This window comes from Lentibacillus persicus, from assembly GCF_900112705.1.
GTDB lineage: Bacteria > Bacillota > Bacilli > Bacillales > Amphibacillaceae > Lentibacillus > Lentibacillus persicus.
In genome coordinates this window covers 115,219-140,392 of the sequence record NZ_FOMR01000008.1, presented here as the reverse complement: position 1 = coordinate 140,392, position 25,174 = coordinate 115,219, and the positions used below count along the sequence as shown (strand labels likewise).

The following is a 25,174-nucleotide window of genomic DNA, read 5'->3' as shown; positions in this document are numbered from 1 at the left end:
ATTAAACATGTAAAACTTCAATGAGCAATTGTGAGCGAAGGAAATACATGCCGACTCCCTCCGGAAAGGTTGATATACCAGTGTTTATAAGGTGGCAAAATTTCTTTTAAAAAATTTTCGTTGTCAAAGAACGGCAGAAAGCTTTCTTAAAGGAAAAAAATGGAAATAACCCTGACGCGTTGCGGTCGCTAACAATCTCGTGTTAACGGAAAAGCGTATTCCGATGCCCTTTGGATCTCCGCACATCTTAGGAGAACGTACCCTCCCAGGTCTCTTGGCGTCGTGCGCATGCTTTCCTTCATTGGGTCTCATCCTAAGGCGGAGGCCGCATAATGCTCCTGCATGGACTCGAGGTCGTATGTCGACGTTTGGCGGCTTCTCCGGATCATCTTTGTTGTTATAAACAGGGGGACGAGAGTGCACGGAAACGCTATGCCGCTTGGTTCACTGGAAGATGACTCGATAGATCTCGTCTCATTTGATCGCCGTCAAAAGGGCACTGGTGTTTACTCATCCCGTAGACAACTTGCAGGATCTTTCGGCATAACGCCACCTTCGCTTCCTTCTTCTTGAGTGGATTGTCAGAACGATCGATATAATACTGATAGATAGCCTTAAACGCTTCATTATTAGGAAGAATGGTCGTCACCATCCGGAACAGGAGCGCTCGCAGGGCTTTTCGTCCTCGCTTCGACAGTCGTTTCTCGCCTTCCCGATCACCGGAAGAGTCATCCCGCAGCGTCAATCCCGCTAATTTAATCAGTTGGCGTGGATGACTGTATTGGGAAAGTGGTCCGGTTTCGGCAAGGAGCTCAGCTGCCTGAAGGTCACTTACTCCGCGGATAGATGCGATCCATTCGAAATCAGAAAGCTGACGGGCATAGAAGCAGAGCTTTTCTTCGATCGCCTGGATTTGTTTTTCCAACAAGGCATATTGATCTAAGAGGTTGACCAATTTGAAATAGGCCATCTCCTGTCCTTGCGTGCGGCCAATGGATAATGATGCCCGTTCCTTGAGCTCAGCTATTTTGTTTCGGGATAAGAATCGGGCGCCCTTGTCTTCAAGGTATAAAGCCATACACTCCTCGACTGAACGTGTCTGGACATCTTTGGGATACGGGGTATACCGGAGAACGGTACGTGCCTGAATACCCCAGTCTTTAAAGACTTCCGTAAATTCCGGAAAGTATTGATCGGTCCAGTTAGCCAGCTTATTTTTTAAGCTCGCCCGTTCATCAATAAGATCTCGCCGCCACATGGTGCACTCACGAAGTTCTGCTTCGATGTCTTTCAGAAAGCGGTGAAAGGTAAAGTAGCCATTTTCGACGAGACGGGCAATCAACCGAGCGTCTTTTTTATCATTTTTGGACTGGTTGTTATCCTCGAACTCTTTGGAACGCTTGACATGCATCGGATTAACAATGACATACAAAAGTTCTTCGTCCCGTAAGCGTTCCGCGAGATTTTTCCAGTAATGACCGGTGGCTTCAAAGCCAATGAGCACGTTCGTTTTTTGATGTTTGGTTTTCAACTCATTGATAGCCTGAATAAAGTTTTCGAAACCTTGATATGACTGTTTAAACGAAAAGGCGCGCTTAAGCTCCCGCCCGCGGTCATCAATCGCACAGGCATAGTGTTTTCTCTTAGCGATATCAACACCAATAATTAACGTGTCTTCTGTCACTTGATTAATTTTGTCATTCACTTTATCATGCATTGTAAGGTCCTCCTTAGATGTGTGGTGTTGTATATCTGCATCTTAACGGAGGACCTTGTTTTGTTTCAAGAGGGGGAATGCCTCCCCCAATAGGAATGCTCCTGCGGGAGCAAAGGCATAGGTGAGACTTCGCGTGCGATAGCACGAGAAGGCTCATCAGCCGCCCGCGGAAAGCGGCGTGTATTTCCGGAGCGGTGGGATACACACAACCTCAATCTCAAAGTTACGTTACATTTTATGGAAACTGCGAAGGTTAACAAGCAACAAAGTTTCTGAAAAGAGCCTTCTATAAAGACGGGGACCGTAATGTCCACAATTCCGGCAACAAGTGCACGGCTTAGAACCGGATGCCTGTCCCTTAAGGCCGCTGCCGCAGCAATTTCACAAAATTAGTAAGCGGCTTGTAATCACTATTAATCATTTCAAGATTTTCAATTAGCACTTGCATTGTCAGCAATGTAATCGAAAAGATGACAATCGATCCCCACACTGTTGTCATTGAAAACAGGATGGCCGAGATACAGAACATAGCGCTTAATGCGTAAATAAACAGCACCGTTTGCTTATGCGTGAACCCGGCACGGATTAGCCGGTGGTGCAAGTGCGCACTGTCCGGGCTTGACAACGGCTGTTTGTTGATAAAACGCCGTATCATCGCGATCAGTGTGTCGGTAATTGGCACACCTAAAATGAAAATGGGAATGATGAATGAGATAACGGTGACATTTTTAAAACCGAGCAGTGCCAGTACTCCAATCATATACCCTAAAAACAAGGCACCGGTATCGCCCATGAAAATTTTTGCCGGAAAAAAATTGTAGCGCAAAAATCCTGATGTACTGAAAAACAGAATAAATGCCATTGTCGCCACATACACATTTCCCATAATGACAGCCATCACGGCCAGTGTTAGCAGCGCTATTGAGGAAACGCCTGCAGCGAGTCCATCCAGTCCATCAATCAGGTTGATGGCATTCGTAACACCAACAATCCATAATATCGTAACAATCGAGCTGAAGAAACCAAACTCAATCTCGCCACCAAACGGCAGATTGATAAATTCCATCTGCAGACCGCCCCAATACACGACAAACAAGGCCACGGCAAGCTGTGTGATAAATTTAGTCTTTGCCGCCAAATTAAATATATCGTCAAAGAAGCCTAATCCCACAATGACAAAGGCACCTGTTAAAATTGCAACGTGGTAGTCACCTGCCGGTTGCAGGATTAAAACGCCTATTAGAAAACTCACGAAAATCGCGAGCCCGCCCAGCGTTGGAATCGGTGCAGTATGGACTTTTCGAAAATCGGGTTTATCTGTTGCTTTAACCCAACCCGCAAATTTTATCATAACTGGTGTGATTAAGAGTGACACCAGCATTGTTATAAAGGCTAATAAAAAGATTTTGGCCACTTAGCCCACCTCGTTTATTTTGTCTCTCTCATTAGACGTTCGTAACAGCAAAAATGTTTCGCTACGCTTTACATACAATTTACAAACATACGTTAACTATACCTTATAACCATTGTTGTTGGAAGACTTTTTCATTTATTTTCCGTATATCTTAATAATGCGTTAACTTATACGTAACATACCCGCTTACCTTCTCATTCATGCGTCACGTTCGTACAGTGTGCAGGATAATCTTTTGAAAGCCGTTTATGTCGACGCTATACTGTAATCAGACATAACAAATTGGAGTGAAAAACATGCCATTAAATTTTGCCCATCGGGGCTCACTGACCGAAGCGCCGGAAAACACACTCCCCGCGTTTCATAAAGCAATTGAACACGGGGCAAGAGCAATCGAATTGGACATACAATTATCCAAGGATAATCATTTAGTTGTCGCCCATGACCATAAATTCGCCCGGTTCAACAAAAAGTTTGACGGGCTAATAAACGATTATACGCTGGAAGAAATCCGGCAAATTGATGTTGGGTCTGCGTTTGGAAACGAGTATGCCGGCACAACGCTCCCGACACTGGATGAGGTGCTTGATATTTGCCCGCCTGAACTTTTTCTGAACATTGAAATCAAAAATATTCCGGTTATTTATGATGGCATTGAGCGGAGACTGCTTAATACGCTGAATGCGCACAACCGACTTGAAAATGTCATCATTTCGTCATTCGACCACGTCGCTTTGAAAAAAGTCCAGGACATGCATCCTGGGATCGATCTGGGGATGCTTTTTTATTACCGGATGCTTGAACCATGGATCTATGCTGCGAACAGCGGTCTAAACATAAGAAGCCTGCATCCGAATCACGTGTATGTTGATCAAACGTTTGTTCAAGAAAGCAAGCAGCAGGGCTATGAGGTTTATCCGTTTACTGTGAACGATACCAAGCGGTACGACGAGCTGCTCCAATACGGCGTTGACGGTGTGTTTTCGAATGAACCGGTGATTTTTAAAAAATAACGCCCTGCAAACACAGGACGCTAATTGTTACTAAGAGAGATGATAGTATTCCGGAAGATTTATATTGTCCCTTTTTGCGAGCTTAAGGTTATCTTCTTCATAATACTGATTGATCTCATCCTGCAAGGTTTTGGGTAATTCATACCGCTTGTAATGCAGCTTGAAACTTAAGTTATTTTTCAGGAGTGTTCTTGGCGATATGGTGACTTTTCGTTTTGGTTTACCGGTTAATATTTCAGCAAGTTTCCTGCTGTTTTTCCGCTTGAGTGTAATTGAAAACTGCGGGATTTTTCCCTTTGGGTTTTTCTTTGATTTAAACAGTTTATTAAGCAGGCGGGCAAGCTTTGCCTGAAGCACACCATAACTGCGATTCAACCTCACATTGTTATATTCCGGAATGTTTTCCACACCTATGTAATTTAATAGTCTTAACAAGTAGTTTTCTTGTTCTTTTTTAAAATTTTCATAGATGAAAACAAAATAGTTATCTCCAAAAAGCTGTTCAACAGTGGTCAAATAATCATTATATAAATAATGCCTTAGTTTGTTATTCTTCCTGAGCTCTTCAAAATACGCCTCTTCTGTTTTAGTGCCGCCCTGATGCAGAAATTCCACATATAAGGATGTCATAATATCTACTTGCTTTCGGATGCCAATAATAAGGTGAACATCATAATGTTCTTGCGGAAAAAGCCGGTGCAAATCCTTTAAAATTGTATAGGCACTTTTGGATTTTTTCTGTGAGAAAGGGCTGCCCGTCCATCCCTCATAGGACACGAGAATCGGTCCGCTGTCTGACACCTTACTTTCAAGTCCGGATCTGATTCGTTTGATATCATTATCGCTTAATTTTTTTAACCGCACTTCGGTCAACAGTTTTTTGGCATCTGCCTTTTTTATTAAATTAACTTCACTTAATTGGGGAAATACCTTCCATTGCAGAAACGTTGTCGCTGTTTTATGAAACCCGACATGCAAATAAACGATTCGTTTCAAAAAAACGCTCCTTCACATCAATTTGTTTCCCTCTTATCTTCATAATAGTAACTTGGCAGGTTTATCCCTTCCCGCTGCGCAAGTTTCTCATTATCTTCATTAAAGTAACGGTTGATTTTTTTCTGCAGGTTTTCTGACATATGATATCGTTTGTAGTGCAATTTGAAACTTAACTTGTTTTGCAGCAATGTCCGCGGAGACAGCGTGATCGTTTTTTTCTTTTTGTCCAACAGTTTTTCAGCCATTTTTTTACTATAATTTCGTTTTAGTTTGATTTTTATTTCAGGTATCTTTCCATCAGGGTTCTTCTGGGTCTTGAATAATGTGTTCAGTTTTCTTGCCATTTTCGCCTGAAAAACGCCATAACTGCGATTTACTTGCTGATTGCTGTATTCAGGAACTTTTTTAACCCCGAGATAGTTTAATAGCTCCAATAGATAGTTATCTTTTCCTTTTTTAAAATTCTCATAAATGAAGATAAAATAGTTTTTGCCAAACAGTTTCTCTACAGCATCCAGGTAATCATTGTACAAGTAGTTGGTAAATTTATTATTGCGTTCAAGTTCGTCGATGTAGTCTGCTTCGGTCTTATTTCCCCCTTGGTGAAGGAACTCAATATACAAGGATGTCATCAGGTCCACCTGCTTCCGGATACCGATAATCAGGTGAACATCATAGTGTTCCTCCGGGAAAATTCGTCTCAAATCTTGCAAAATACTGTAAGCGCTCTTTGATTTTTTCTGGGAGAACGGGCTCCCGCTCCAACCCTCATAGGAAATTAACGTCGGTTTTTTGTCAGAGCCTTTCTTGTCAAACGCGTTTCGGATTCTTAGAACGTCGTCCTCATCTAATTTACGCAACCGTACTTCATTCAATAAATCCTTTGCATGGGTCTTTCGAATAAGTTTTACTTTTTTCAGCTTCGGAAAGATACTCCATTGCAAAAATGTAGTTGCTGTTTTATGGTAGCCTATGTGCAAATAAATCGTCTTTTTCACAACTTGTCACCCTCGTTTATGTAATTAAAATTAACGCTATCTTATGGACTGCTGAAGCCGATTGCCGAATCTCACCTATCAGGCTCCGGTTAACCGCTTTCAATATGAATGGCTTTAAGAGTTGGAACAAAAAAGTAATCACTAAAAGAACTGCCAATAAGTGCGAATTAATTAGTGCTCAAAAAATATACGTCACTTCGTTCGTCTTTCCAAAGCTCTTTTAGTTATGTCCCAACCTCCTATGCTGGCGACTAGTCCCATTATACTATTTACTCTTCTCCTTTTAAACAAATGTTCACTTATTTTATCAACTTACACGCTTTCGCAGATAAATAATGAAGACCACCAGCAGAATGATTGCAATGCCCCCGGCAATGTACAGCATGGTATTGGCTTGCTCATCGTTTTCTGAAGCAATATTCGTTTTCTGTGCCGATTCATCTTTGGTAAAGTCAGTCAATGGAACAGCGTACACATTAGAATCCTGACTCCCTATAAAAAGTGTATCGTTTATAATAACCGGTCCTGAGGGCGCCAGTATACCATTCAGTTCTTTCTTCCCGATAACTTCACCGGTTTCAGTATCAAGTGCATACACCATTCCTTCTTTGTTTGAGAAATATACAATGCCATCCTGGGCTGCTGGCGGGGCTTTAATCACTTCATTTTCAAATTCCCAAAGCTTTTCACCTGATTCCAAATCATAAGCATAAAATGTTTGTGTTATTGGACTGCCGACCAAGACCTTATCGTCATAAATGATTGGTGCGCCCGATTTGTTATTTCTGACAAATGCACCGGTCCCCAGGCTTTCTTCCCAAAGTATCTCACCGGTTTCAGCATTTAGCGCATAAAGCCAGTGCTCCGGACTGTCAATGTCTCCCGTCACTGCTGTTGTCACGACTGTGTTATTGGCAACTGCCGGCGGAACATCATCCAGACCTGCAAACACATCAGGAAATTCCATCTGCCATTTAAATACATCTTTTTTCACGTCATAAGCATAAAATGTATATGGCAGAGGTCCGCTTCCACCCATATAAAGTGTTTCATCTGTTATGTTGGGGGAGGACATGCTGACGGTTGATCCAATTTCAGCTTTATGCAGTAATTCGCCTGTTTCAGGGTCAAGCTTATAAAGATGTTTGTCCCCGGTTGCAATATATAAAGCATCCTCATAATACGCCGGAGTTGGCATAACTTCTCCCTCAGTGGTAAAAGTCCACAGCTTTTCTCCTGTTTCGGCATCGAGTGCTATGACACCGTTTTCTCCTGTCCCCCGAATGCCATTACCTTGAAAAAAACGATTTCCAAAACCAACATATACTTGCCCGTCATTGTAAATCATTTCGGAATGAATCCAGTTCGGCGCTTGATTTTGCCATAACTTTTCACCGGTCAGCACGTTAAAAGCAAACAGGTCGCCTGTATTATGGTTGCCAACGAACAATTTATTTCCCGCGATTACCGGTGTCGCTCTAATTTGATCAGCTGTTTGATAAGTCTGGTTTTCAAGCGGAGGTCGTCCATTATCGAACACAGCATTCTTGTCACTATTCATCCGGTATTGATGCCATTCTTCAGGACCAAAGTCATCTGCAGCGTGGATAACAGGTCTTGTAAAGAGGCTCACTATAAGCATTGCTAATAATATTGAAGAGCATTTTTTAGTCATCTGCACAACCCTCTCACATTTCTTCCATCAATCAGTCCTGTAAATGGTTCTGATGGATCCACACGTATGCCCCATTCAGGAAACCATGGTACCATATATTCCCCCCGACTTTTTCTGTTTTATTCACCTTGAAAGGAGCATTTTCAAAGGTTGCCAAATCAGCAAAAACCAGGTTTTTCTTGCCACCCCATGGGCGCTCGAAGGCTTTCCCTGTTCCTTTTAATACAAATTCCTTCGAGTCATGATCAATCACGACATGGTTGCGAACGGCAACATCAGTTGCTTTGACCCAGCCAATCACCCCCTGCTGGGCACTGGGCTCATTGCTTAACAAATAATACAATTCATCGTTATAGAACAGCTGCTTTTTTACGTAATAAACACTGTTTTTATACTCATCTGTCTCAGATTCGAACGTGTGCTGGACAGGATCACTGTAAACATATGATTTGGCGCCCTTAAAATGGCATAAAAGGCTTGTGGGACTCTCTGTATAGCTGGATTCATTATTACCTTGTTCTTCAACATAATGGCCAAGGAGTTCATCTGTAGGTTCGCCTGCCAGCACTTTATCTTTATACAATCCCCGTTCTTTTTTTGACATCTTCTTCCATATGGTTAAAAACTGTTCATATTTTGGGATAATCTCCCCTGTTTCCCCAAAGTCTTTGACCTTTCCATACTCGAGCCAGAGGATTTTATGACAGAACTGTTTCATTTGAGCGGTTGAGTGGCTCACAAAAATGATTGTTTTTCCGCGTTCCTTGAATTCGTTCATTTTGTTGAAGCTTTTTTCAGCAAAGGCTTTATCTCCGACTGATAATGCTTCATCAATTACCAGGATTTCCGGATCGATGTTAACGGAGATAGCAAAACCGAGTCTTGATTTCATCCCGCTGGAATATGATTTAACCGGCTGGTCAATAAAACTTTCCAACTCAGCGAATTCGATGATATCCGGTTCAAGCTTCTTAATCTCGTCCCTGTTAAACCCCAGCATCAGACATTTCAGTTCAATATTGTCTCGGCCTGTTAAATCATTTTTTAAGCCGGATGCCACAGCAATAAGGGACGTTTGGCCGTTAACTGCCATATCCCCTGACGTTTCCGGCACAATCCCTGCAATAATATTCGACAGCGTCGATTTACCGGAACCATTAATGCCGATAAAGCCGATGACATCCCCTTTTTCAGCCTTAAAATCAACTCCGTTCAGTGCATAAAAATCATCACCATAGTTTTTCGGCGTGACAAGGTCCAGTATTCTCTCTCTCATGCCGTGGTATAATTTATATTTTTTCGTTATATTTTTCATTTCAATTGCATTTTGCATTCCCATCACATGCCTTTATAAATAATCAATAAAGTGCCGTCTGAATTTGATATGAATCTTTGCACCTATCAGGAATAAAACCGTGACAACGCCCCAGAAGAAAAGTGTATACTCCCAGTGCGTTATGAAATACCAATCAACGCTGAACAAGGCATGCCTGTATCCTTGCAACAAGTAATATATCGGGTTTAATTGCATCAGATTCATCAATGTTTCAAAATCACTGAGCAACGTCAGCGGCCAAAGCACTCCGGATAAATATAGCATCATTCTGAGTGTTGACGTCAAAAACATGTGAACATCCCGGATCATCGTTGACAAAGTCGACGTGATGAGTGATACCGCAAAAAACAGGCAAAACGCCGCAAATATAAAATAAATCAGCTGCAAATAGTAAATACTCGCATGGTAGCCGACCAATTGAAAAATTACAATTGTAATACCGAGAAGCACTAAGTGAACGTAAAACCTTGAAAAAATCACATAGTTTGGGATAACACTTATTGGAAAGTTCATTTTCGATAACATTCGCAGTCTTGAATAAATCGATTTTGAACCTTGAATTGTTGACTGATAGAAGAATATCCAAAGGAAGAATGCTGCAATCAGCCAAGGAAAAAATGGCACAGTCTCCCCGCCGACTTCAACCGGTTCGCGTGACCTTAGCGTGCTGAAAACAAACCAGTAGATTGTTACCTGAATCGCAGGGCTGATAAGTTCCCACAGCATCCCCAGATAATTGTTGTTGTTTTGGCTTTTCAGCTCAAATAAAGATAGTCTTCTGACTAAATAAAAATAATGGATCTGTTCTTTTATAACCGTGATAGCTGATTTCATCGTTTTACCCTTTCACATCAGATGTTTAGCGCCATTAAATTATACAAGGTTCATTGTCAAATGACAATGTCCAAAAATAAAGCCTATACCTGACTGGTATAAGCTTAATTCCCGATAAAGACTTCTTCTGCCACCCGGCGGCTTGCATTGCCGTCTTCGAGATAACAGAACTTCTGGTAAAATGCTTCAGTCGTGCCATAGGGTTCATACCCTTCCCGGTCAATTGCTTTAATTTCGTTCAACAGAGCTTCGGTGGTTTTGACCAATGGGCCTGGCGCTTTATTTTCAAAGTCAAAATAAAAACCGCGCAAATTATCCCGATAATCATCGATATCATACACATAGAACAGCATCGGCCGCTTTAAGTTTGCGTAATCAAAAAAGACAGAGGAATAGTCGGTTATCAACATATCAGATATTAAATAAAGTTCCCGGATATCTTCATGAGCCGACACATCATAAACGAAATCGTCGTAGCCTGTTAAATCAAGGTTTTCAGCTACCAGGTAATGCAGCCTCAAGAGCAGGATATAATCCTCGCCGAGCCCTGCACGCATTTGGTCTAAATCCATTTCCAGATTGAATTTGTACTTGCCGCGGCTGTAGAATTGGTTATCACGCCATGTCGGTGCATATAACATCACTTTTTTGTGTTCCGGAAGGCCAATCTTCTGTTTAATCTGCCTTATCGTTTCTTCATTGTTTGAATTGATTAAAAAATCATTTCGCGGATAGCCCGATTCGACCATTTTTTTATCAAATTGAAATGCTCTGCGAAATATTTCCGTGGAATATGCGTTTGGCGAAACCAAGTAATCCCATTTACTGGACGCCTGTAAAAAATTCCGCTTATACTTCTCTGTATTTGTCCCCGGCATGTGAACTTCATCCATATCAGCTGCCAGTCTTTTCAATGGGGTGCCGTGCCACGTTTGCAAATAGGTCGTATGCCCCGGTTTTGGGATCCATAACGGCAAACGACTGTTGGACACCCAATACTCAGCGCGTGACATTTTAAGCAGCCATCTAATTGAAAACCTTCTGATATACGGGACATTTTTATTCTCAAAATACGCAAGATGCCGTCGATCGGCACTCCAGTACATGTCAAAGTCCGGATGATGCGTCTTCATATACTCGTAAATAGCCCTTGGACTGTCACTGTATTGCTTGCCAAGAAAGCTTTCAAACATAATTGTTTTCTTCCGCACCGGCAACTGACCAAGAATTTTAAATGCAACTTTATATAAATATTTTAGTTTTTCACCTCTGCGGACTTTCACCCAGGCTGATTTTAAATTTCCGATCACTTCATTTTTAAAATTATAATCAGATAGTTTAAATGACAAATAGTGAGAGGTCTTTGTCGGTTTGATTAAAACTTTTCTTTTAACATTTCTTCCAGGCATAACCTTTTTAATATAATGCTGAGGTTCTTTACGGACGCGAAGCCTGGGACTTCTGCGTATACCCGTTGTTCCATCAGTTGTCGTATAGTGCATTTCCAAATAGAATTTGAAAAACAACTGTTCACTTTCTTCTAAAAAACGAGAAAAATCAAACGTTCCGTTAAACCCGGTCCGTAGCATTTCATCATTTCCGTCATAGTTATCCGCTATGTCCTTCCGTGGCACACGTTCAACAGGTATCTCCACCTCTTCAGCCGACTCACCGACTGTCACAATCATCTTCAACTGATCAACTGTATAATCAGTCGTTTTATAAAGCGGTGGAAAGTTAAATAAGCCGCTGATGTGCAGCTGCGTTTCTTTCAATGTGAGCTTCTCAATTTTGGCATATAAAAAATAGTGATTTAACCGGAATGATAACTTTCCTTTATCAGTCGTATAGGGGTAAAACATTTTCTCTTCTTCAGGAAACAGAATCGTAAGAAATCGGTAGTCATCACGATCGGCTTTAATGCGACTTCGCTCAACATCGTTGCCTTTCCGGCGGTTAAGATACAGGTCCCAAATATCATGACGCATGAATGTTTGTTCATGATCTGAAAAGGGTACAAGCAATCGAATAACACTATAATCGTCAACTTTTTCGTTTATTGAATAATCTATATGTAGCGTTTGATCTGTGTCACGTTCTTCCAAAGTAAAATAATAATCGTCATAATCATCTAAAGCAGATGCTTTTAAAGGAAGCGTTATTTCATATGTACGGTCTGACAGTTGAATATGCTCAGCTTTGTTATGGCTTCGTGTAGACATGTTAAGAAAATACACCTTTCCTCAATAACAGTTGTAGTCAATATTATATATCTGTGTCGTTTGATTTTCAAACTGGAAATTAATATACTCTTTAAAGATATTTGGTATATACTAATTGCACACTTAAATTTATATCAGTCGTTAAACACAATTAAAAAGTGAGGAGCAGCCATGAAACCAACAATTTTTTTCCTGATTAACTCAATCAATCTTGACCGTGGCGGTCTGACACGAGCTTCATTGAAGCAGGCGTCTTTTTTTGCTGAAATGGGCTACAAAACCTATATGCTGACATTTAACTTCAATGCAAATTACCCGAAAATCCGTAAGAAACTATACGATATGGGCAAAGTTCATAAAAATGTTGTAATTCCGAATATGTATGAAGAACTTGAAGGGTACGACAAACCTCTGATTGCCAGACGACCGCCAAAGAAAGCTTCACTGACAGAACTTTCAGAAGGCTATACGCTGGAGAAGCGTTCTGACAGGAATGCGTACAGAGTGCATAAGAATGGTCAATACTACAAGTATATAGCTCTGAATAAAAACAACGTATTAAATTTCATTGATTATTACAATGAAAACCGTTACCGCATCAAACGCGAAACGTTTGATCTATGGGGAAATATGAAAAAGACGGCCTACATGGATTTCGCGACCAATAACGCTCGCCAGATTGTTTATTATGATTTGAACGGCCATGCCTACTTGTCACAATGGAATCATCCGGCAAAGAACACCGTTCAGCGGCTTTTTTTATTCGATAAAGATTCATCCGTTAAGGCAGCATATGTTAACGACGATATCTCACACAAAGTCGATTGGCTCCATCATACGATTGAACGCCTGGGCGGCAATAAATCGGTTGTCATATCTGATACCAGAAGCACTGATGAAGTTTTGCTCCAACTGAACCACCCAAAAGCGGCCAAAATTTGGCGAATGCACAGCAGTCACCTGGAAGTACCATTCACAGAGGATGCACCTATATCCGATAAGGTGGCCCCAGGACTTAACAATATTGAAAAGTTTGATTCAGCTGTATTTTTGACTGAAGAACAGAAAAGAGACGTTATTGATCGGTTTGGTGACACCGGCAATATAAACGTTATCCCACACTATCACGCCTCCCCGGGCACGAAGATGGATAAGATTAAATCCTTTTTCTCCCGGGATGAAAAAGACAAAAAATTGGCTGTCATCATAAGCAGATTGTCTTCGCTAAAGCGAATTGACCATTCCATTAAAGCTTTTAAAACGGTGGTTGAAAAAATGCCCGACGCAAAACTGGAAATTTGGGGGACAGGTGAAGAAGAAAAGAAATTGCAGCACTTAATTAACAAATCAGGGCTGAGTCACAATGTCATTTTAAAAGGTTACACACATGACCCTGACAAGATTTATCAAAGAGGTTTGTTCTCGTTAATGACTTCGAAAAAAGAAGGGTTCGCCCTATCTGTGCTGGAAAGCATGTATCACAAGACACCGGTCATCAGCTACAAAATCAAATACGGCCCGAGCGACATGATTGTTAATAATGACAACGGCTTTATTCTGGATCATGCAGATATTGAAGCATTGGCTGACAGAATGATATACATGTTTGAAAACCCTGAAGAAACAATCAAAATGGGCGAAAATGCCCGTCGCTATATCGACAAGCACTTTAACAAAACGGTCTATAAAGAAAAATGGATGGCTACCGTGGATGCAGCACTGAAAAGTAAGTTCGGAAAATAACCCCGGCTGCTAATCCGGCCTGGCACTGCAAAACCAACGGGGTAAAAGGAGCAGGTGAGACCTTGACGGTGTATCACCGAGCTCCTGGACTGTGCCAATATATATCGATCACGCACTTATACACCCGCTGGTTCAAGTTTTCACTTATCCCTTTTGTCCAGGTTGTGACGAAATATGGCATACCAGGACGAACTTTCTGTATTTGTGCTATTTTTACATTAAATTCTTGTTTATATTATACGAGATACATAGTATAATAAAAGATAGTGTATGAAGGATTTTGTGAATTGAATGTAAAGCTGACACAAAAAACATCTGCAGAAATACAATATCCATTCAATGGAGGTTTAATAAAAAATGAAAAAAGTTATCACGTATGGAACATTCGATTTGCTCCATGTCGGGCATATCAATATTTTGCGACGCGCCAAAGAGTATGGTGATTATCTGATCGTAGCAATTTCATCTGACGAATTCAACGCGATTAAACATAAAGAAGCCTATTATTCTTTTGAACAGCGAAAAGCAATTCTGGAAGCCATTCAATATGTGGACGAAGTGATTCCGGAGCATAACTGGGAACAAAAAGTTCAAGACGTTGAAAAGCATGAGGTCGATGTATTTGTGATGGGAGATGACTGGAAAGGCAAATTTGACTTCCTTAAAGACTATTGTGAAGTCGTTTATTTGCCGCGTACAGTAGGCATTTCAACCACTCAAATTAAAGAAGATCTGAACGGCAAGGCGAATAATGGTTAGAGAACTGGTCATTACACTGTATCTTTCTGTTTTTCGTGCGATCTTTATCATCTTTAAACAATTTCCCCAAAAGAAGAAAACAACATTTGTTGCTTCATTTGGGGAAAATATTTTGTACACTGTACACGAGCTCGAAAAACAGACAAACGATCAGGTTGTTATTCTTAAAACCTCCCAATGCAAAACCGACTTTGGTTCTGAACATTTAACATTAAACTTTGAAACTAGCAGTCTTACTGATTGGATACGTTCAGTCTATCATTTGGCAACCAGCGAAAAAGTTTTTATAGACAATTACTTTGGCTTTCTGGCAGCAGCTCCGTTCAAATCGAATGTCGCATGCATCCAGTTGTGGCATGCTGCAGGAGCAATTAAACAGTTTGGCTCAAAAGATCCTGCAATCGTCGGGCGCTCCAAACGGGCACACGAGCGGTTTAACGAGGTATATCAGCAGTTTGATCATGTTGTGGTCGGTTCGGACCAGATGGCATCTATCTTTCGTGACAGTTTTAATTTGCCCGAGGACAGGATGCTGCGAACGGGCGTTCCCCGAACGGACTTTTTCTTTGATGAAACAGCCAGAAAAAAAGCTGAACAAACACTGGCAGAGAACTATCCGGTGATTAACGAGAAGAAAGTCATATTGTACGCGCCAACCTATCGTGATAATCAACTGAATTCAGCTGACCTGGCATTGGAAATGGATAAAATGTATCAGAAATTGAAAGATAAATATGTCCTATTCCTGCGGCTTCATCCCGCTGTGAATGCCGATTTTCAGAATAAGTATCCTGGTTTTGTTATTAATGTTTCTAGCTATCCTTATTTAAATCATTTATTAACTGTCACGGATTTGTTAATAACCGATTACTCATCGATCCCTTTTGAATTCGCTTTATTGAATAAACCAATGGTTTTCTTCGCTTATGACCTGGACCGATATACGATGGATAAAGGGTTTTGGACCAGTTATGAAGACCTTGTTCCCGGTCCCGTTGCTGAAACCACCCGAGATCTGGTCTCTATCATTGAAACCGAATCATTTGATATGAGTCGCGTTCGCAGATTTGCGCATGAATGGAATAAATATTCACAAGGAAAATCAAGCGAGCGATTAATCAAAGCGATTTATACCGAAGACGAACAAACAGAATTTAACAAAGAGTTTGTTAACAGCTGACCCGGACGTGTAAACGCCCGGGCCAGCTTTTTTCATATGTTTTAGTATTTTCCGTTGTTCCTGATCGACGTCAAGATACGTTCATTATTCTTATTATCAATATGTTTAAAAATTGATCTTTTCTTCCGTTTGAGTGCCTCGCTCTCATTAAACCCGTTTTCAATGGCTTGTTCAATTGAATCAACCAGCGTTTTTTTATCAGTACATATTTCCCCCAGGAAGGTCTTATCGGCAGGCCGCAGCAAACCGTGCTTAAAAAACCGGCTAAAATCAAAATGATAAAAGAGAACAGGTTTTGCCATGTAATTAAAATCAAACGACACCGAAGAATAATCCGTTATCAGCAGTTTACTTCTGATTAAAAGGTCCTGAACATCCTCTTCACCAAATTTGATAATATTAATATAATCCGAAGGCGTATCCTCAAAATAACGGATATATGGCTGCATGCGGTAATGAACATAAAAGTCCAGTTTCACTTGATGTTTTTCCAATAAACCATTGAGCCTGCTGTCATGCAGAAGCGCTTTGTATTTTTGGAAGTATTCTGAGTCAGTAAATGTCTCGTCTTTAATCCAGTCCCGCCAGGTCGGAATCAACAAAATCGACCTTTGTTCATTCCGCTGTTCCATTAACCGGTCAAAGCGTGATAGTCCGGTGATTGTCACTTCATTCGTCTCGTATCCCATTTTTTTCGTAACGAGATTAAATTCCGGTTTTGAACTGACACAAAACAACGAGAACGGGTAGCGGTAATAGTGTTTGTAATAGTCAACTTTCTTCCTTCCAAGTACGCCATGCTGCAGAAACACACGTTCACTTTTTTGGTAATTGGGCCAGTCCACTGCTTTTGTAGGCAATATATACTCCAGGTCGTGAGAGCCGATAAATATGTCCGCTGCTGCTGCCAGCCTAAAATGTTTCCATGAGCCAAAGGTCACAACATTCCCAAGCCCCTTTAAGTTTTTTTTGTCCGGCGAGTCAGCGCTTATTACATAATAAGCTTTAATTTCAGGATGGTTTTCCCGGCAGTATTTAAAAAAATGATAACCTGTGTCTTGTGCTGTATCAGGTCTTTCGCCGATCAGCCATATATCTTTGGCGTCCTTCAAGGGATGTGTTTTCCGGTATGACATATACTTCAATTTGCCAAGGGAATAAGTGTACGTTTCCAGTTTTAAATATCCTGCAGGTGTAAAAAGCAGAAAAGCTCTTATACCACTTAAGCGGTGCTTGAGCGAATCTGTCGCCAGCGGCTCATCTACGATGTATTCATACTCTTTGCATACGAGCCTTTGTTCATATGTTTGATTATGATAAATGAGACAAATCGAAAAGTCATAAATCCCTGTTGGATTCTCCTGCATTGAAAATATTTGATTCAGAGGAATTCTTGCGTCAAACCCGGCAGATCGATAGTCGGGTTCAATCTCCAATTCGTTAAGCATTTCATTGTCAATCGGAAACAAAAGCTCCTCATTTGTTTGCCTCTTCTTGACTTTTATATACCGCTTCAATTTATTGGGATCGTCAAACGTCATTAAATCAAAATATGCATACCCTTTAAAATGAATGTGGTGATTCTCAATGCTATACGACACGACGTTTCGTTTCATCGTTAATGTCACAAGGTTTATCGAAAGATTTCCATTAATGGTTGAATAAAGATAAGTCTGATAGACCTCATCTCCATATAATTCAACACATGTTTGTTTTTCCAGGTTCGGCTCGTTTTCCAAATGCACACGGAATAAGTAATATGTACCGGACAATTCAGCTTTTAAATAAATATCCCATCTCATCGGTTCCAGCTTTTCCGGCAGGATGTCACGATAATTGAAAGTCAAAACAGTGGTGTCTTCCGGGTTAAGCTGCAATGGGGCTTCATACGTCTTATGACCGCCTCGCTGCTGAATAAGGAGTTTGGTGTCAGACGCAGAACCAAGTAAATCACTATCAGCAGTCCTGCCAATTAATTGGATTGTTTCGGCTGCACTAACACTGCTTCTCAGGAGATTAAAACCGATGATCGGCATATAAATGGTTGAGGAAAGCGAATCTTTTTCCGTTATGTAGCACACGAGCTCATGTGACATATTCTCACTATTAAATAACGCTTTTCTATCCCAGTCAAAAATACATTTATCGTCAATTTTTAATCGATATTTATGTTCGTTTTGATAGAGCAAGTAATAATCCCATGTACCATTTGAAAAATCGAAATCATTGAAATTAATCGTTGCCTCCCAACAGTCTTTACTTAGCCATGTTATCGGAAACAAGAAATAGGTATGGGACTTTCTTTTTTTGACCATTAATTGAATGGTATTATCAATAAGTTCATCTGATTTGATTGTCCCCTGCACGGTTAATAAACCATTTTTGCTCATTTCTACAGATTGAACAACATGTATGACAGGTGCTTCAGGATTAACCACGCAATGCCCTCCTCTTCTACAACGTTCCTCCCACTATAATTAAGTTAACTATATCAAATAGCGTATTGTATCGTCACGCTTAAATCGTTATATTTACATATTGTTAATGATTTAGGCTCTTTTTGTAAACTAGTTTATTTGTTAACCTTCGCAATTTCCATAAAATGCGACAAAGTGCTTGTTGATTTCCGTTCCAGGCATTCGCTTTCCGCAGCGGTGGCATAGCACTTACTGAAGAATTTTCACTGGTTCGCAGTTTACATCGAATACGGAGAAGATAACAGATTTATGCGAAAAAGAGACATGATTTATTTCGCTTCGGCTGCAAAGGATTTTTAAAAACAACAATTCAATCGATTAACTTATCGCAAGCAATGCATACTATAATTAATACGAACTTTTTTCGATTCGGAGGTCAGACAGGTGCGAAAAGTTATCACATATGGTACGTTCGACATCCTTCATACCGGGCATATTAACTTACTGCGGCGTGCTAAAGCATTCGGTGATTATTTAGTCGTTGCGATTTCGTCGGATTCGTTTAATGCCTTAAAAGGGAAGCAGGCATATTATTCGTTTGAACAGCGCAAAACGATTCTTGAAGCGGTCCGTTACGTTGATGAAGTCATCCCTGAACATGTTTGGGAACAGAAACAGGATGACATTAAAAAGCATCAAATTGATGTGCTCGTTATGGGAGATGACTGGGAAGGCAAGTTTGATGATCTGAAAGCGTATTGTGAGGTCATTTATTTGCCGCGAACGATTGGAATTTCGACAACTAAAATTAAAACGGACTTGAACAAGCCGAGCCATGATTAGAGAAATGGTGATTGCTGTTTATTTGTTGGCCTTTCGAATGGTCTTTGCTTTTTTTAAATGGTTCCCTAAAACGAATAAAACAACGTTTGTCGCTTCATTCGGTCATAATGTGTTATACACCGTGAGGGCTTTGGAAAACATGACGGATCAGCGCGTGATTATTTTAAAAACACACAAGTGCTGCATGGCGTTTGATGACAGCCCGCGCCGCCGTGTCATTCGGTTTAAATTCCCGCACGTGTTGCACTGGCTGCGCGCGATTTACCATTTAGCCACATGCAAAAATGTCTTTGTTGACAATTATTACGGCTTTCTTGCCGTAACTCATTTCAGGACAAACGTGTCTTGCATTCAATTATGGCATGCAGCAGGCGCCATTAAAACGTTCGGATTAAAAGACAAAACAATCAAGCATCGCCATCCACTTGCGTTAAGGCGCTTTAAAAAGGTTTATAACCGATTTGATTATGTTGTGACGGGCTCTGAAAAAATGGCGTCTATTTTTGAGGAAGCTTTCGGTTTATCGGGGGAACACATTTTAAAGACAGGTGTACCACGAACGGATTTCTTTTTCGATACAGAAGATCAGTTCAGAAAAAAATCAGCGTTGACCGGGCAGTTTCCTGGTATAGGCCACAGAAAGATAATACTCTATGCCCCGACATACCGGGATGGCGCGTTGGATGATTCAGATCTCAGGCTTGATATCGCTAAAATGTATACTGAACTGCACCGTGATTATGTTTTATTTTTAAGTCTTCACCCGAAAATGCGTGTGCAGACGGCGTATGCCTATCACGATTTTGTCTATGATATATCCGGTTTGGAAAACATTAACCACATGCTCTTCATGACAGATATTTTAATTTCGGATTATTCATCGGTGCCGTTTGAGTTTGCCCTTTGCTGTAAACCAATGGTGTTCTTCGCATATGACTTGGAGGAATACAGTGAATCGAAAGGCTTTTGGACCAATTATGAGGAACTTGTTCCCGGACCTGTGGTGAAAGACACTGAATCACTCATCGACGTGTTGAAAGCGGGGCGTTTTAACATTGAAGAGATCGGGACTTTTAATCATGAATGGAATTACACTTCAACGGGACGCTCAAGCGAAAAACTAATCCAAACGTTATACCATCCGAACGACACATCTACACCTCATCGATAAAGTTCTCGATTAATTGATGAATTTGTCCCTGGCCGGATTGAAACGGACTCGGCTGAAACGCATCAGCTTGTCTGAGAAGTGTTTCAAGACTGGTCGTTTCATCAAGGCTTAATAGGTGTCCCTGTCTATTGAGTGCTGAGGCAATCTGCAGCTGATGATCATCATTGTGTTCACCGTATTCGGCGCGTCTGGGACAGGCGATCACGCATTTTTCTTTTTTCAGGCCTTTGATAATTGACCCTGTACCGGCGTGCGTAATAATTAACCGTGCCTGTTCATACAACAGCTCCATTTCGTCAAAACTGACAAATTGTTTGAGAATCAGATGTTGGCTTTCGTAAGGTGTATGCCCATGCTGCACGACAACATCGTCGGTAATAATGTTCGATTGCTTTAAACGCTCAACTTCATTCAATAACCGGGTAAACGGCAGTTCATGGGTTCCTAACACAACGAGTATCAATAGATCGGCCCCCCGTATATGGCATTTGGATAAACGCGTTTCATCGATTCCCACTGCACGATAAATAAATCTGCAATCGGATAAACCAATCTGCCCGATAACGTCGGACTGTCCGTTTTAGCGAAACTTTCAATGAATATGATCTTTTTGCGGAAAAATTTCGCAATATAACACATCGGGACTGCTGTATGAGCGCCGGTTGTGATAACAATATCGGGTCGAAGCCGTACAAAAATACAAAACGTTTTAATCATGTTATAGGAAAACTTAAATATGTAGCGGAACAAATAGTTTCGAGCGCCGTAAACAAGCATGGAAACAGGATGTTTTTCTTTAAGATCCAATGTGACAGCACATTTTTCGGTAACAATATGATATGGATAATGTTTAAACAAGGGTTCCAGCTCCAATAGCTGAGCTAAATGCCCACCGACTGATGATATAAGAAGCAGTTTTTTTTGCTGCATCATCTCAGCACTCCTATTTCTGATGGTATAGGTCGATCAACTCTCCAACCATTTTCGCTTCATGGTAGCTTTGAGCTTTTCGCTCGCCATTACTGATCAGCTCGTTCTGCAGCGTTTGATTGGTCAGTACGCTTTCAATTCCCTGCATCAGGGATTGTATGCTCCCCGGTTCGACGAGCACCCCGGCGCCGTCTCGCAGCAAATAACTTAAGCCACCGACGTCACTTCCAACAACAGGTGTATGGCACGCCATCGCTTCCAATGCAACCAGTCCGAACCCCTCCATATGCGACGGAAGGACAAAAACGTCGGCGGCAGACAGCCATTCTGCCAAAGTCTGCTGATTTTGAGGCGGATGGCAGTGAATGTATTCCGATTGAGAGATATCTGTTTTAATTTGCTGTGAAAACGACGGTTCCTTTTCCGGACCAACCAAATGAAGTTCCAGGTCAGGATGCTTTTTTTTCAGATGATGACAGGCGCTAATCAGTTCAGCGATCCCTTTTGCCCGAATTAAGTTTCCTGCATACAAAACAACTAAGGCAGAAGGATTAAGACCGATGCGTTTTCTGGCATCGTTGACCGGCTTGAAAACGTCGCGATCAACCCCCATATTTAGCACCGTGATTTTAGTCTTATCTGTATTAAATCGGTTAATCATGTCATCTTTAAGTTTTTCACCGACAGCAATAATCGCATCAGCACCTGAAAGAACTTGTTTGGTCTGTCTGAAAAAAAAATTTCCTTTAGCGGGCATCTTGTCGAGATCACCACCATGAGCAGTTATAATGACACGGCTGCGAAACATTTTTTTGAACAAGAGTGCCAGTTTTCCGCTTGGATACACATAATGGGCATGGACAATGTCATAGCTCTTGCCCTTTAGCAACAACAGGAAAACGACTTGCGCAACCAACAAAGTGTATTTCAAAAACAGCGCAAGCAACGTTGCTCCCGGATTTTTGACAGCTGCAACTTCGACTGAATATCCACGTTCGCGGAGAGCTTCAACCTGGTTTTTTACAAAAATGCCAAAACTGGGATGCTTATCGCTGGGATACATCGTACTGATTACTAATATCTTCTCCATCCTCCCCGCTCCTTTATACGTTACTTTGCCAAGAACCTTCTCGGCCGGCCAATGTATGCAAATAACCGATAAGAACCGCCAAATAAATGCTTACAGCAGGTGATGACAGAACGTGTCCGGCGACAAAGGCACTGCCCATACCTAAACAAACGGCCGCTCCTGTGAATATTATAGGAGCGGTTATGTCGCTAAAACGGTATTTGAATAGCGAAGACAAAATCCTAAAACCGATGCAAAGCAATGGTAAGAACAAAAGAACAAAACCAATCAAACCGAAATTAAAATACCAATCCAGGAAGTCCATCTCGATTAATTTCGGGTGAATCGTGTAATTCCCGCCAAAGCCCATACCAAGCAGTTTTTGCGAAAGGGGAGCTTTACTGTATTGCGCGGTCATGTCATATAAAAAATCACTTCGACCGCTTAATATGTTTCGCCTTGCTGTTCCCTTTTCACTTTGACTGACATCTGTTTCTTGTTTCACAACGTTTGTGCCGAATGTCAAACCAAGATTATTTCCAATTGGCGTCGCCGGGGTCATGAGCAGCGATGCTGTCAGTAATACCAATAGAATAATGATATTGAGCCAATTTTTCAGATTATAAATTGTTTTTATGCTGTAAAATGTCAGGGCTATTCCCAAAACGATGATGACTGAACCAAAACTCACCTTCGTGCCCACAGTCAGCATCGCCCAAATCACGAGAATGGAAACGGGCAATAACAGTATTTTAGATCGCGTGGATTTAACCTTAAGTATGTACAATAGCATAATGCTGAATCCCATCCCCAAAATGACACTCAGCTCATTAGCGGAAAAAAACCAGCCGGAATGGCCTTCTTTAGCAAGCGCACCGTAACTTCGATGGCCGCTGTTCGTCATATTTGCTGCCAACATCACAAACGATATAACCAGCAAATTAATAAAAACGATTACCTGCAGCACTTTTTGCCAATTTTTCTGTTTTGAAAATGACTTTATAACAAACACATAAACAATCAGCATGACAATAAAATAAACGGTTTTTAACACATACGTCAGTTCAATCGATATACTGAAAGGCGCTTTAACCATGTGATTATTCAAGATATGGCAAATCATAAAGGCTCCAAGTACGATCAGGTAGGTGATCGATAACTTCTTCCATTTTCCATCAGGCAAACACAATAAATAGCCAGCAGCCACGCCGATTGCCAATCCCCGTAAAATCGTCGAAACCGGGACATTCACGTAAGCCAGTATATCCAGAGCCGGCTGCGCGAGAATAAAAAAAATAAAGGCTTTTTCCACGTAATTCATAAACATACGATTTGTTTGACTCAAGGCCATGAAGCCGCCCCTTTCCCATTTTTCATCTTTTTCCTAGTATTTGACATTACCAGGAAAAATAAAACAAGAAAAAAGATGCCTTGTGAAAGGCACCTCTAGCTGATCGGAAATATTGCCGGACGGCCAATTGAGTAGTATTCCATTCCATTTTCTTTCATTATTTTTAAGGAAAAGCAGTTGCGGCCGTCAAAAATAATCGGCCGAGCCAAATGCTTTTTAAATAATTTAATTGGATAATCTATTATTTCCTTCCAATCAGTTATAATAATCGAACAATCAGCGCCTTTTAATGCCCCATCGATCGTTTCGTAATAGAAAACCTTATCAGACAATAGCGTTTTGGCCGTTTCTGTTGCAGCGGGATCAAACGCGTTTATGTTTGCGCCATTCTCAATAAGTTTTTGTATTAACGGAATGGAGGGAGCATTGCGCATGTCATCCGTGTTCGGTTTAAATGACAGACCCAATACAGCAATTGTTATTCCCTTAAGTCCTCGAAACCTTTTACTTACTTTTCCAGCTAATATGTCCATTTGTTTTTCATTGACACGCTGCACACACTCCAGAATCGACAGTGGCTGTTCCACTTTTCGCCCATATGCAATGATGGCGCTCAGGTCCTTAGGGAAACATGATCCGCCATATCCCGTGCCCGCTTTTAAAAAATGATTGCCAATCCGTTTATCCATGCCAACTCCTCGTGACACATCATCAATATTGGCGCCCGCACGCTCACAAAGATTGGCAACTTCATTAATGAAACTGATTTTTGCTGCCAAAAAAGCATTTGACGCGTACTTTATCATTTCGGCACTGCGCAAATCAGTTTTAATGATAGGGATATTAAATGGCTGGTAGACTTCCGCAACTGTTTCCACCGCCTCGGTATTTTCACCTCCGATTACAATACGGTCACCATGAAACGTGTCTTGAACAGCTGACCCCTGCCGCAAAAATTCAGGAACAGAAACAACACTCACAGCATTATTATTTACAGCATGTTGTTTAATATAGTCCTGGATACGCTCATTTGTTCCAATTGGCACTGTACTCTTCGTCACAACAATTACATCTGTGGATAAATGTTCTGCAATTGCTCTGCATGCTGAAAAAAGAGCACCTAAATCAGCTGAGCCGTCGTTTTTCTGAGGCGTGCCGACAGCCAGAAGTATCATCTGTTTATCAGCCAGACCCATGTCATAATCTGTTGTAAATTCGATTCGTTTTTGTTGCCGATTTTCCCTTAGCAGCTTATCCAAACCTTCTTCATAAATAGGAGAGTGCCCTTTTTGCAGCTGGTCAATTTTATTAGTATCAATATCAATGCACGTGACATAATGGCCCACCTGTGCTAAACACAAACCTGTTACCAGCCCGACATAGCCGGTGCCGATCACTGCTATATTCACATTTCACCCCACCTAACAAAAAATTGTTTTACTCTCGTTAATGTTTATGATGCGGGAGGTTGATTTAGTAATAGCCTTTAGTTTTCGTGTATTTATA

The 25,174-nt window shown here is 41.1% G+C and carries 20 protein-coding genes; 6 read left to right on the top strand and 14 right to left on the bottom strand.

All coding sequences use genetic code 11. The features are described 5' to 3' along the window. Positions 1-430 precede the first annotated feature (430 nt). Together BMZ22_RS11850 and BMZ22_RS11845 are read right to left on the bottom strand one after the other, a co-directional pair. Positions 431-1,717 (bottom strand): IS110 family RNA-guided transposase, encoded by a 1,287-nt coding sequence (locus tag BMZ22_RS11850; RefSeq protein ID WP_090085809.1) that lies wholly within the window; start codon positions 1,715-1,717, stop codon positions 431-433. 358 nt (positions 1,718-2,075) lie between these two features. Beyond that, entirely contained in the window at positions 2,076-3,098 is a 1,023-nt protein-coding gene (locus tag BMZ22_RS11845; RefSeq protein ID WP_090085944.1) for an MraY family glycosyltransferase, read from the bottom strand. 329 nt (positions 3,099-3,427) lie between these two features. On the opposite strand from BMZ22_RS11845, the gene BMZ22_RS11840 reads away from it, so the two are divergent. After that, positions 3,428-4,144 carry a glycerophosphodiester phosphodiesterase gene (locus BMZ22_RS11840; protein ID WP_090085807.1) on the top strand — a complete coding sequence of 239 codons (717 nt, stop codon included), beginning with the start codon at positions 3,428-3,430 and terminating at the stop codon, positions 4,142-4,144. Between the two features lie 30 nt (positions 4,145-4,174). Here BMZ22_RS11840 and BMZ22_RS11835 read toward each other — a convergent pair whose 3' ends face one another. The 6 genes from BMZ22_RS11835 to BMZ22_RS11810 form a co-directional block, all read right to left on the bottom strand. After that, positions 4,175-5,140, bottom strand: coding sequence for a hypothetical protein (locus BMZ22_RS11835; protein WP_090085805.1), 966 nt, complete (start codon positions 5,138-5,140; stop codon positions 4,175-4,177). A 17-nt stretch (positions 5,141-5,157) separates the two neighbouring features. Further along, complete coding sequence (locus tag BMZ22_RS11830) at positions 5,158-6,138, bottom strand: hypothetical protein (protein WP_090085802.1); 981 nt, start codon at positions 6,136-6,138, stop codon at positions 5,158-5,160. A gap of 307 nt (positions 6,139-6,445) precedes the next feature. Continuing rightward, a complete protein-coding gene (locus BMZ22_RS11825) occupies positions 6,446-7,771 on the bottom strand; it encodes an outer membrane protein assembly factor BamB family protein (RefSeq protein WP_245745378.1) in 1,326 nt (441 codons plus the stop codon). A 73-nt stretch (positions 7,772-7,844) separates the two neighbouring features. Then, the gene (gene tagH / locus BMZ22_RS17445; RefSeq protein WP_090085942.1) at positions 7,845-9,146 is read right to left on the bottom strand and encodes a teichoic acids export ABC transporter ATP-binding subunit TagH; all 1,302 of its coding nucleotides are present in this window, start codon (positions 9,144-9,146) and stop codon (positions 7,845-7,847) included. A 15-nt stretch (positions 9,147-9,161) separates the two neighbouring features. After that, positions 9,162-9,983: an ABC transporter permease gene (locus BMZ22_RS11815; protein ID WP_090085796.1), complete on the bottom strand. Its 822-nt coding sequence runs from the start codon at positions 9,981-9,983 to the stop codon at positions 9,162-9,164. A gap of 104 nt (positions 9,984-10,087) precedes the next feature. Beyond that, the gene (locus BMZ22_RS11810) at positions 10,088-12,205 is read right to left on the bottom strand and encodes a CDP-glycerol glycerophosphotransferase family protein (RefSeq protein ID WP_090085794.1); all 2,118 of its coding nucleotides are present in this window, start codon (positions 12,203-12,205) and stop codon (positions 10,088-10,090) included. A gap of 171 nt (positions 12,206-12,376) precedes the next feature. Between BMZ22_RS11810 and BMZ22_RS11805 the strand changes: the two genes are divergently transcribed. The 3 genes from BMZ22_RS11805 (at position 12,377) to BMZ22_RS11795 (ending at position 15,887) form a co-directional block, all read left to right on the top strand. Beyond that, a complete protein-coding gene (locus BMZ22_RS11805) occupies positions 12,377-13,948 on the top strand; it encodes a glycosyltransferase (protein ID WP_090085792.1) in 1,572 nt (523 codons plus the stop codon). Positions 13,949-14,305: 357 nt separating this feature from the next. Further along, positions 14,306-14,707 (top strand): glycerol-3-phosphate cytidylyltransferase, encoded by a 402-nt coding sequence (gene tagD / locus BMZ22_RS11800; protein WP_090085789.1) that lies wholly within the window; start codon positions 14,306-14,308, stop codon positions 14,705-14,707. Next, on the top strand, positions 14,700-15,887 hold the full coding sequence (locus tag BMZ22_RS11795; RefSeq protein ID WP_143069981.1) for a CDP-glycerol glycerophosphotransferase family protein: 1,188 nt from the start codon (positions 14,700-14,702) through the stop codon (positions 15,885-15,887). The genes tagD (BMZ22_RS11800) and BMZ22_RS11795 overlap by 8 nt, the downstream gene beginning before the upstream one ends. A 41-nt stretch (positions 15,888-15,928) precedes the next feature. Here the strand turns inward: BMZ22_RS11795 and BMZ22_RS11790 are convergent, their stop codons facing one another. Next, positions 15,929-18,325 carry a CDP-glycerol glycerophosphotransferase family protein gene (locus BMZ22_RS11790; RefSeq protein ID WP_090085787.1) on the bottom strand — a complete coding sequence of 799 codons (2,397 nt, stop codon included), beginning with the start codon at positions 18,323-18,325 and terminating at the stop codon, positions 15,929-15,931. 423 nt (positions 18,326-18,748) lie between these two features. Here BMZ22_RS11790 and tagD (BMZ22_RS11785) point away from each other — a divergent pair, with 423 nt between their 5' ends. Then, entirely contained in the window at positions 18,749-19,147 is a 399-nt protein-coding gene (tagD, locus tag BMZ22_RS11785; RefSeq protein ID WP_090085785.1) for a glycerol-3-phosphate cytidylyltransferase, read from the top strand. Next, positions 19,140-20,318 (top strand): CDP-glycerol glycerophosphotransferase family protein, encoded by a 1,179-nt coding sequence (locus BMZ22_RS11780; RefSeq protein ID WP_143069980.1) that lies wholly within the window; start codon positions 19,140-19,142, stop codon positions 20,316-20,318. The genes tagD (BMZ22_RS11785) and BMZ22_RS11780 overlap by 8 nt, the downstream gene beginning before the upstream one ends. Here BMZ22_RS11780 and pssE read toward each other — a convergent pair. The 5 genes from pssE to BMZ22_RS11755 form a co-directional block, all read right to left on the bottom strand. Next, a complete protein-coding gene (gene pssE / locus BMZ22_RS11775) occupies positions 20,302-20,781 on the bottom strand; it encodes a PssE/Cps14G family polysaccharide biosynthesis glycosyltransferase (RefSeq protein ID WP_090085783.1) in 480 nt (159 codons plus the stop codon). The genes BMZ22_RS11780 and pssE overlap by 17 nt on opposite strands. Next, the gene (gene pssD / locus BMZ22_RS11770; protein ID WP_245745376.1) at positions 20,778-21,248 is read right to left on the bottom strand and encodes a PssD/Cps14F family polysaccharide biosynthesis glycosyltransferase; all 471 of its coding nucleotides are present in this window, start codon (positions 21,246-21,248) and stop codon (positions 20,778-20,780) included. The genes pssE and pssD overlap by 4 nt, the downstream gene beginning before the upstream one ends. 13 nt (positions 21,249-21,261) lie before the next feature. Beyond that, positions 21,262-22,338 (bottom strand): glycosyltransferase, encoded by a 1,077-nt coding sequence (locus BMZ22_RS11765; protein ID WP_090085779.1) that lies wholly within the window; start codon positions 22,336-22,338, stop codon positions 21,262-21,264. 13 nt (positions 22,339-22,351) lie between these two features. Beyond that, the gene (locus BMZ22_RS11760) at positions 22,352-23,638 is read right to left on the bottom strand and encodes an O-antigen ligase family protein (protein WP_218144053.1); all 1,287 of its coding nucleotides are present in this window, start codon (positions 23,636-23,638) and stop codon (positions 22,352-22,354) included. 125 nt (positions 23,639-23,763) lie between these two features. Then, complete coding sequence (locus BMZ22_RS11755) at positions 23,764-25,077, bottom strand: UDP-glucose dehydrogenase family protein (RefSeq protein ID WP_090085774.1); 1,314 nt, start codon at positions 25,075-25,077, stop codon at positions 23,764-23,766. Positions 25,078-25,174: the final 97 nt, after the last annotated feature.

What these genes read in the sequence shown, in the direction of transcription:
- BMZ22_RS11850 (WP_090085809.1), bottom strand. Translation starts at nt 1,717, where the DNA reads ATGCATGATAAAGTGAATGACAAAATTAATCAAGTGACAGAAGACACG.
- BMZ22_RS11845 (WP_090085944.1), bottom strand. Translation starts at nt 3,098, where the DNA reads ATGCTGGTGTCACTCTTAATCACACCAGTTATGATAAAATTTGCGGGT.
- BMZ22_RS11840 (WP_090085807.1), top strand. Translation starts at nt 3,428, where the DNA reads ATGCCATTAAATTTTGCCCATCGGGGCTCACTGACCGAAGCGCCGGAA.
- tagH (WP_090085942.1), bottom strand. Translation starts at nt 9,146, where the DNA reads ATGCAAAATGCAATTGAAATGAAAAATATAACGAAAAAATATAAATTA.
- BMZ22_RS11815 (WP_090085796.1), bottom strand. Translation starts at nt 9,983, where the DNA reads ATGAAATCAGCTATCACGGTTATAAAAGAACAGATCCATTATTTTTAT.
- BMZ22_RS11810 (WP_090085794.1), bottom strand. Translation starts at nt 12,205, where the DNA reads ATGTCTACACGAAGCCATAACAAAGCTGAGCATATTCAACTGTCAGAC.
- BMZ22_RS11805 (WP_090085792.1), top strand. Translation starts at nt 12,377, where the DNA reads ATGAAACCAACAATTTTTTTCCTGATTAACTCAATCAATCTTGACCGT.
- tagD (WP_090085789.1), top strand. Translation starts at nt 14,306, where the DNA reads ATGAAAAAAGTTATCACGTATGGAACATTCGATTTGCTCCATGTCGGG.
- BMZ22_RS11795 (WP_143069981.1), top strand. Translation starts at nt 14,700, where the DNA reads ATGGTTAGAGAACTGGTCATTACACTGTATCTTTCTGTTTTTCGTGCG.
- BMZ22_RS11780 (WP_143069980.1), top strand. Translation starts at nt 19,140, where the DNA reads ATGATTAGAGAAATGGTGATTGCTGTTTATTTGTTGGCCTTTCGAATG.
- pssD (WP_245745376.1), bottom strand. Translation starts at nt 21,248, where the DNA reads ATGCAGCAAAAAAAACTGCTTCTTATATCATCAGTCGGTGGGCATTTA.
- BMZ22_RS11765 (WP_090085779.1), bottom strand. Translation starts at nt 22,338, where the DNA reads ATGGAGAAGATATTAGTAATCAGTACGATGTATCCCAGCGATAAGCAT.
- BMZ22_RS11760 (WP_218144053.1), bottom strand. Translation starts at nt 23,638, where the DNA reads ATGAATTACGTGGAAAAAGCCTTTATTTTTTTTATTCTCGCGCAGCCG.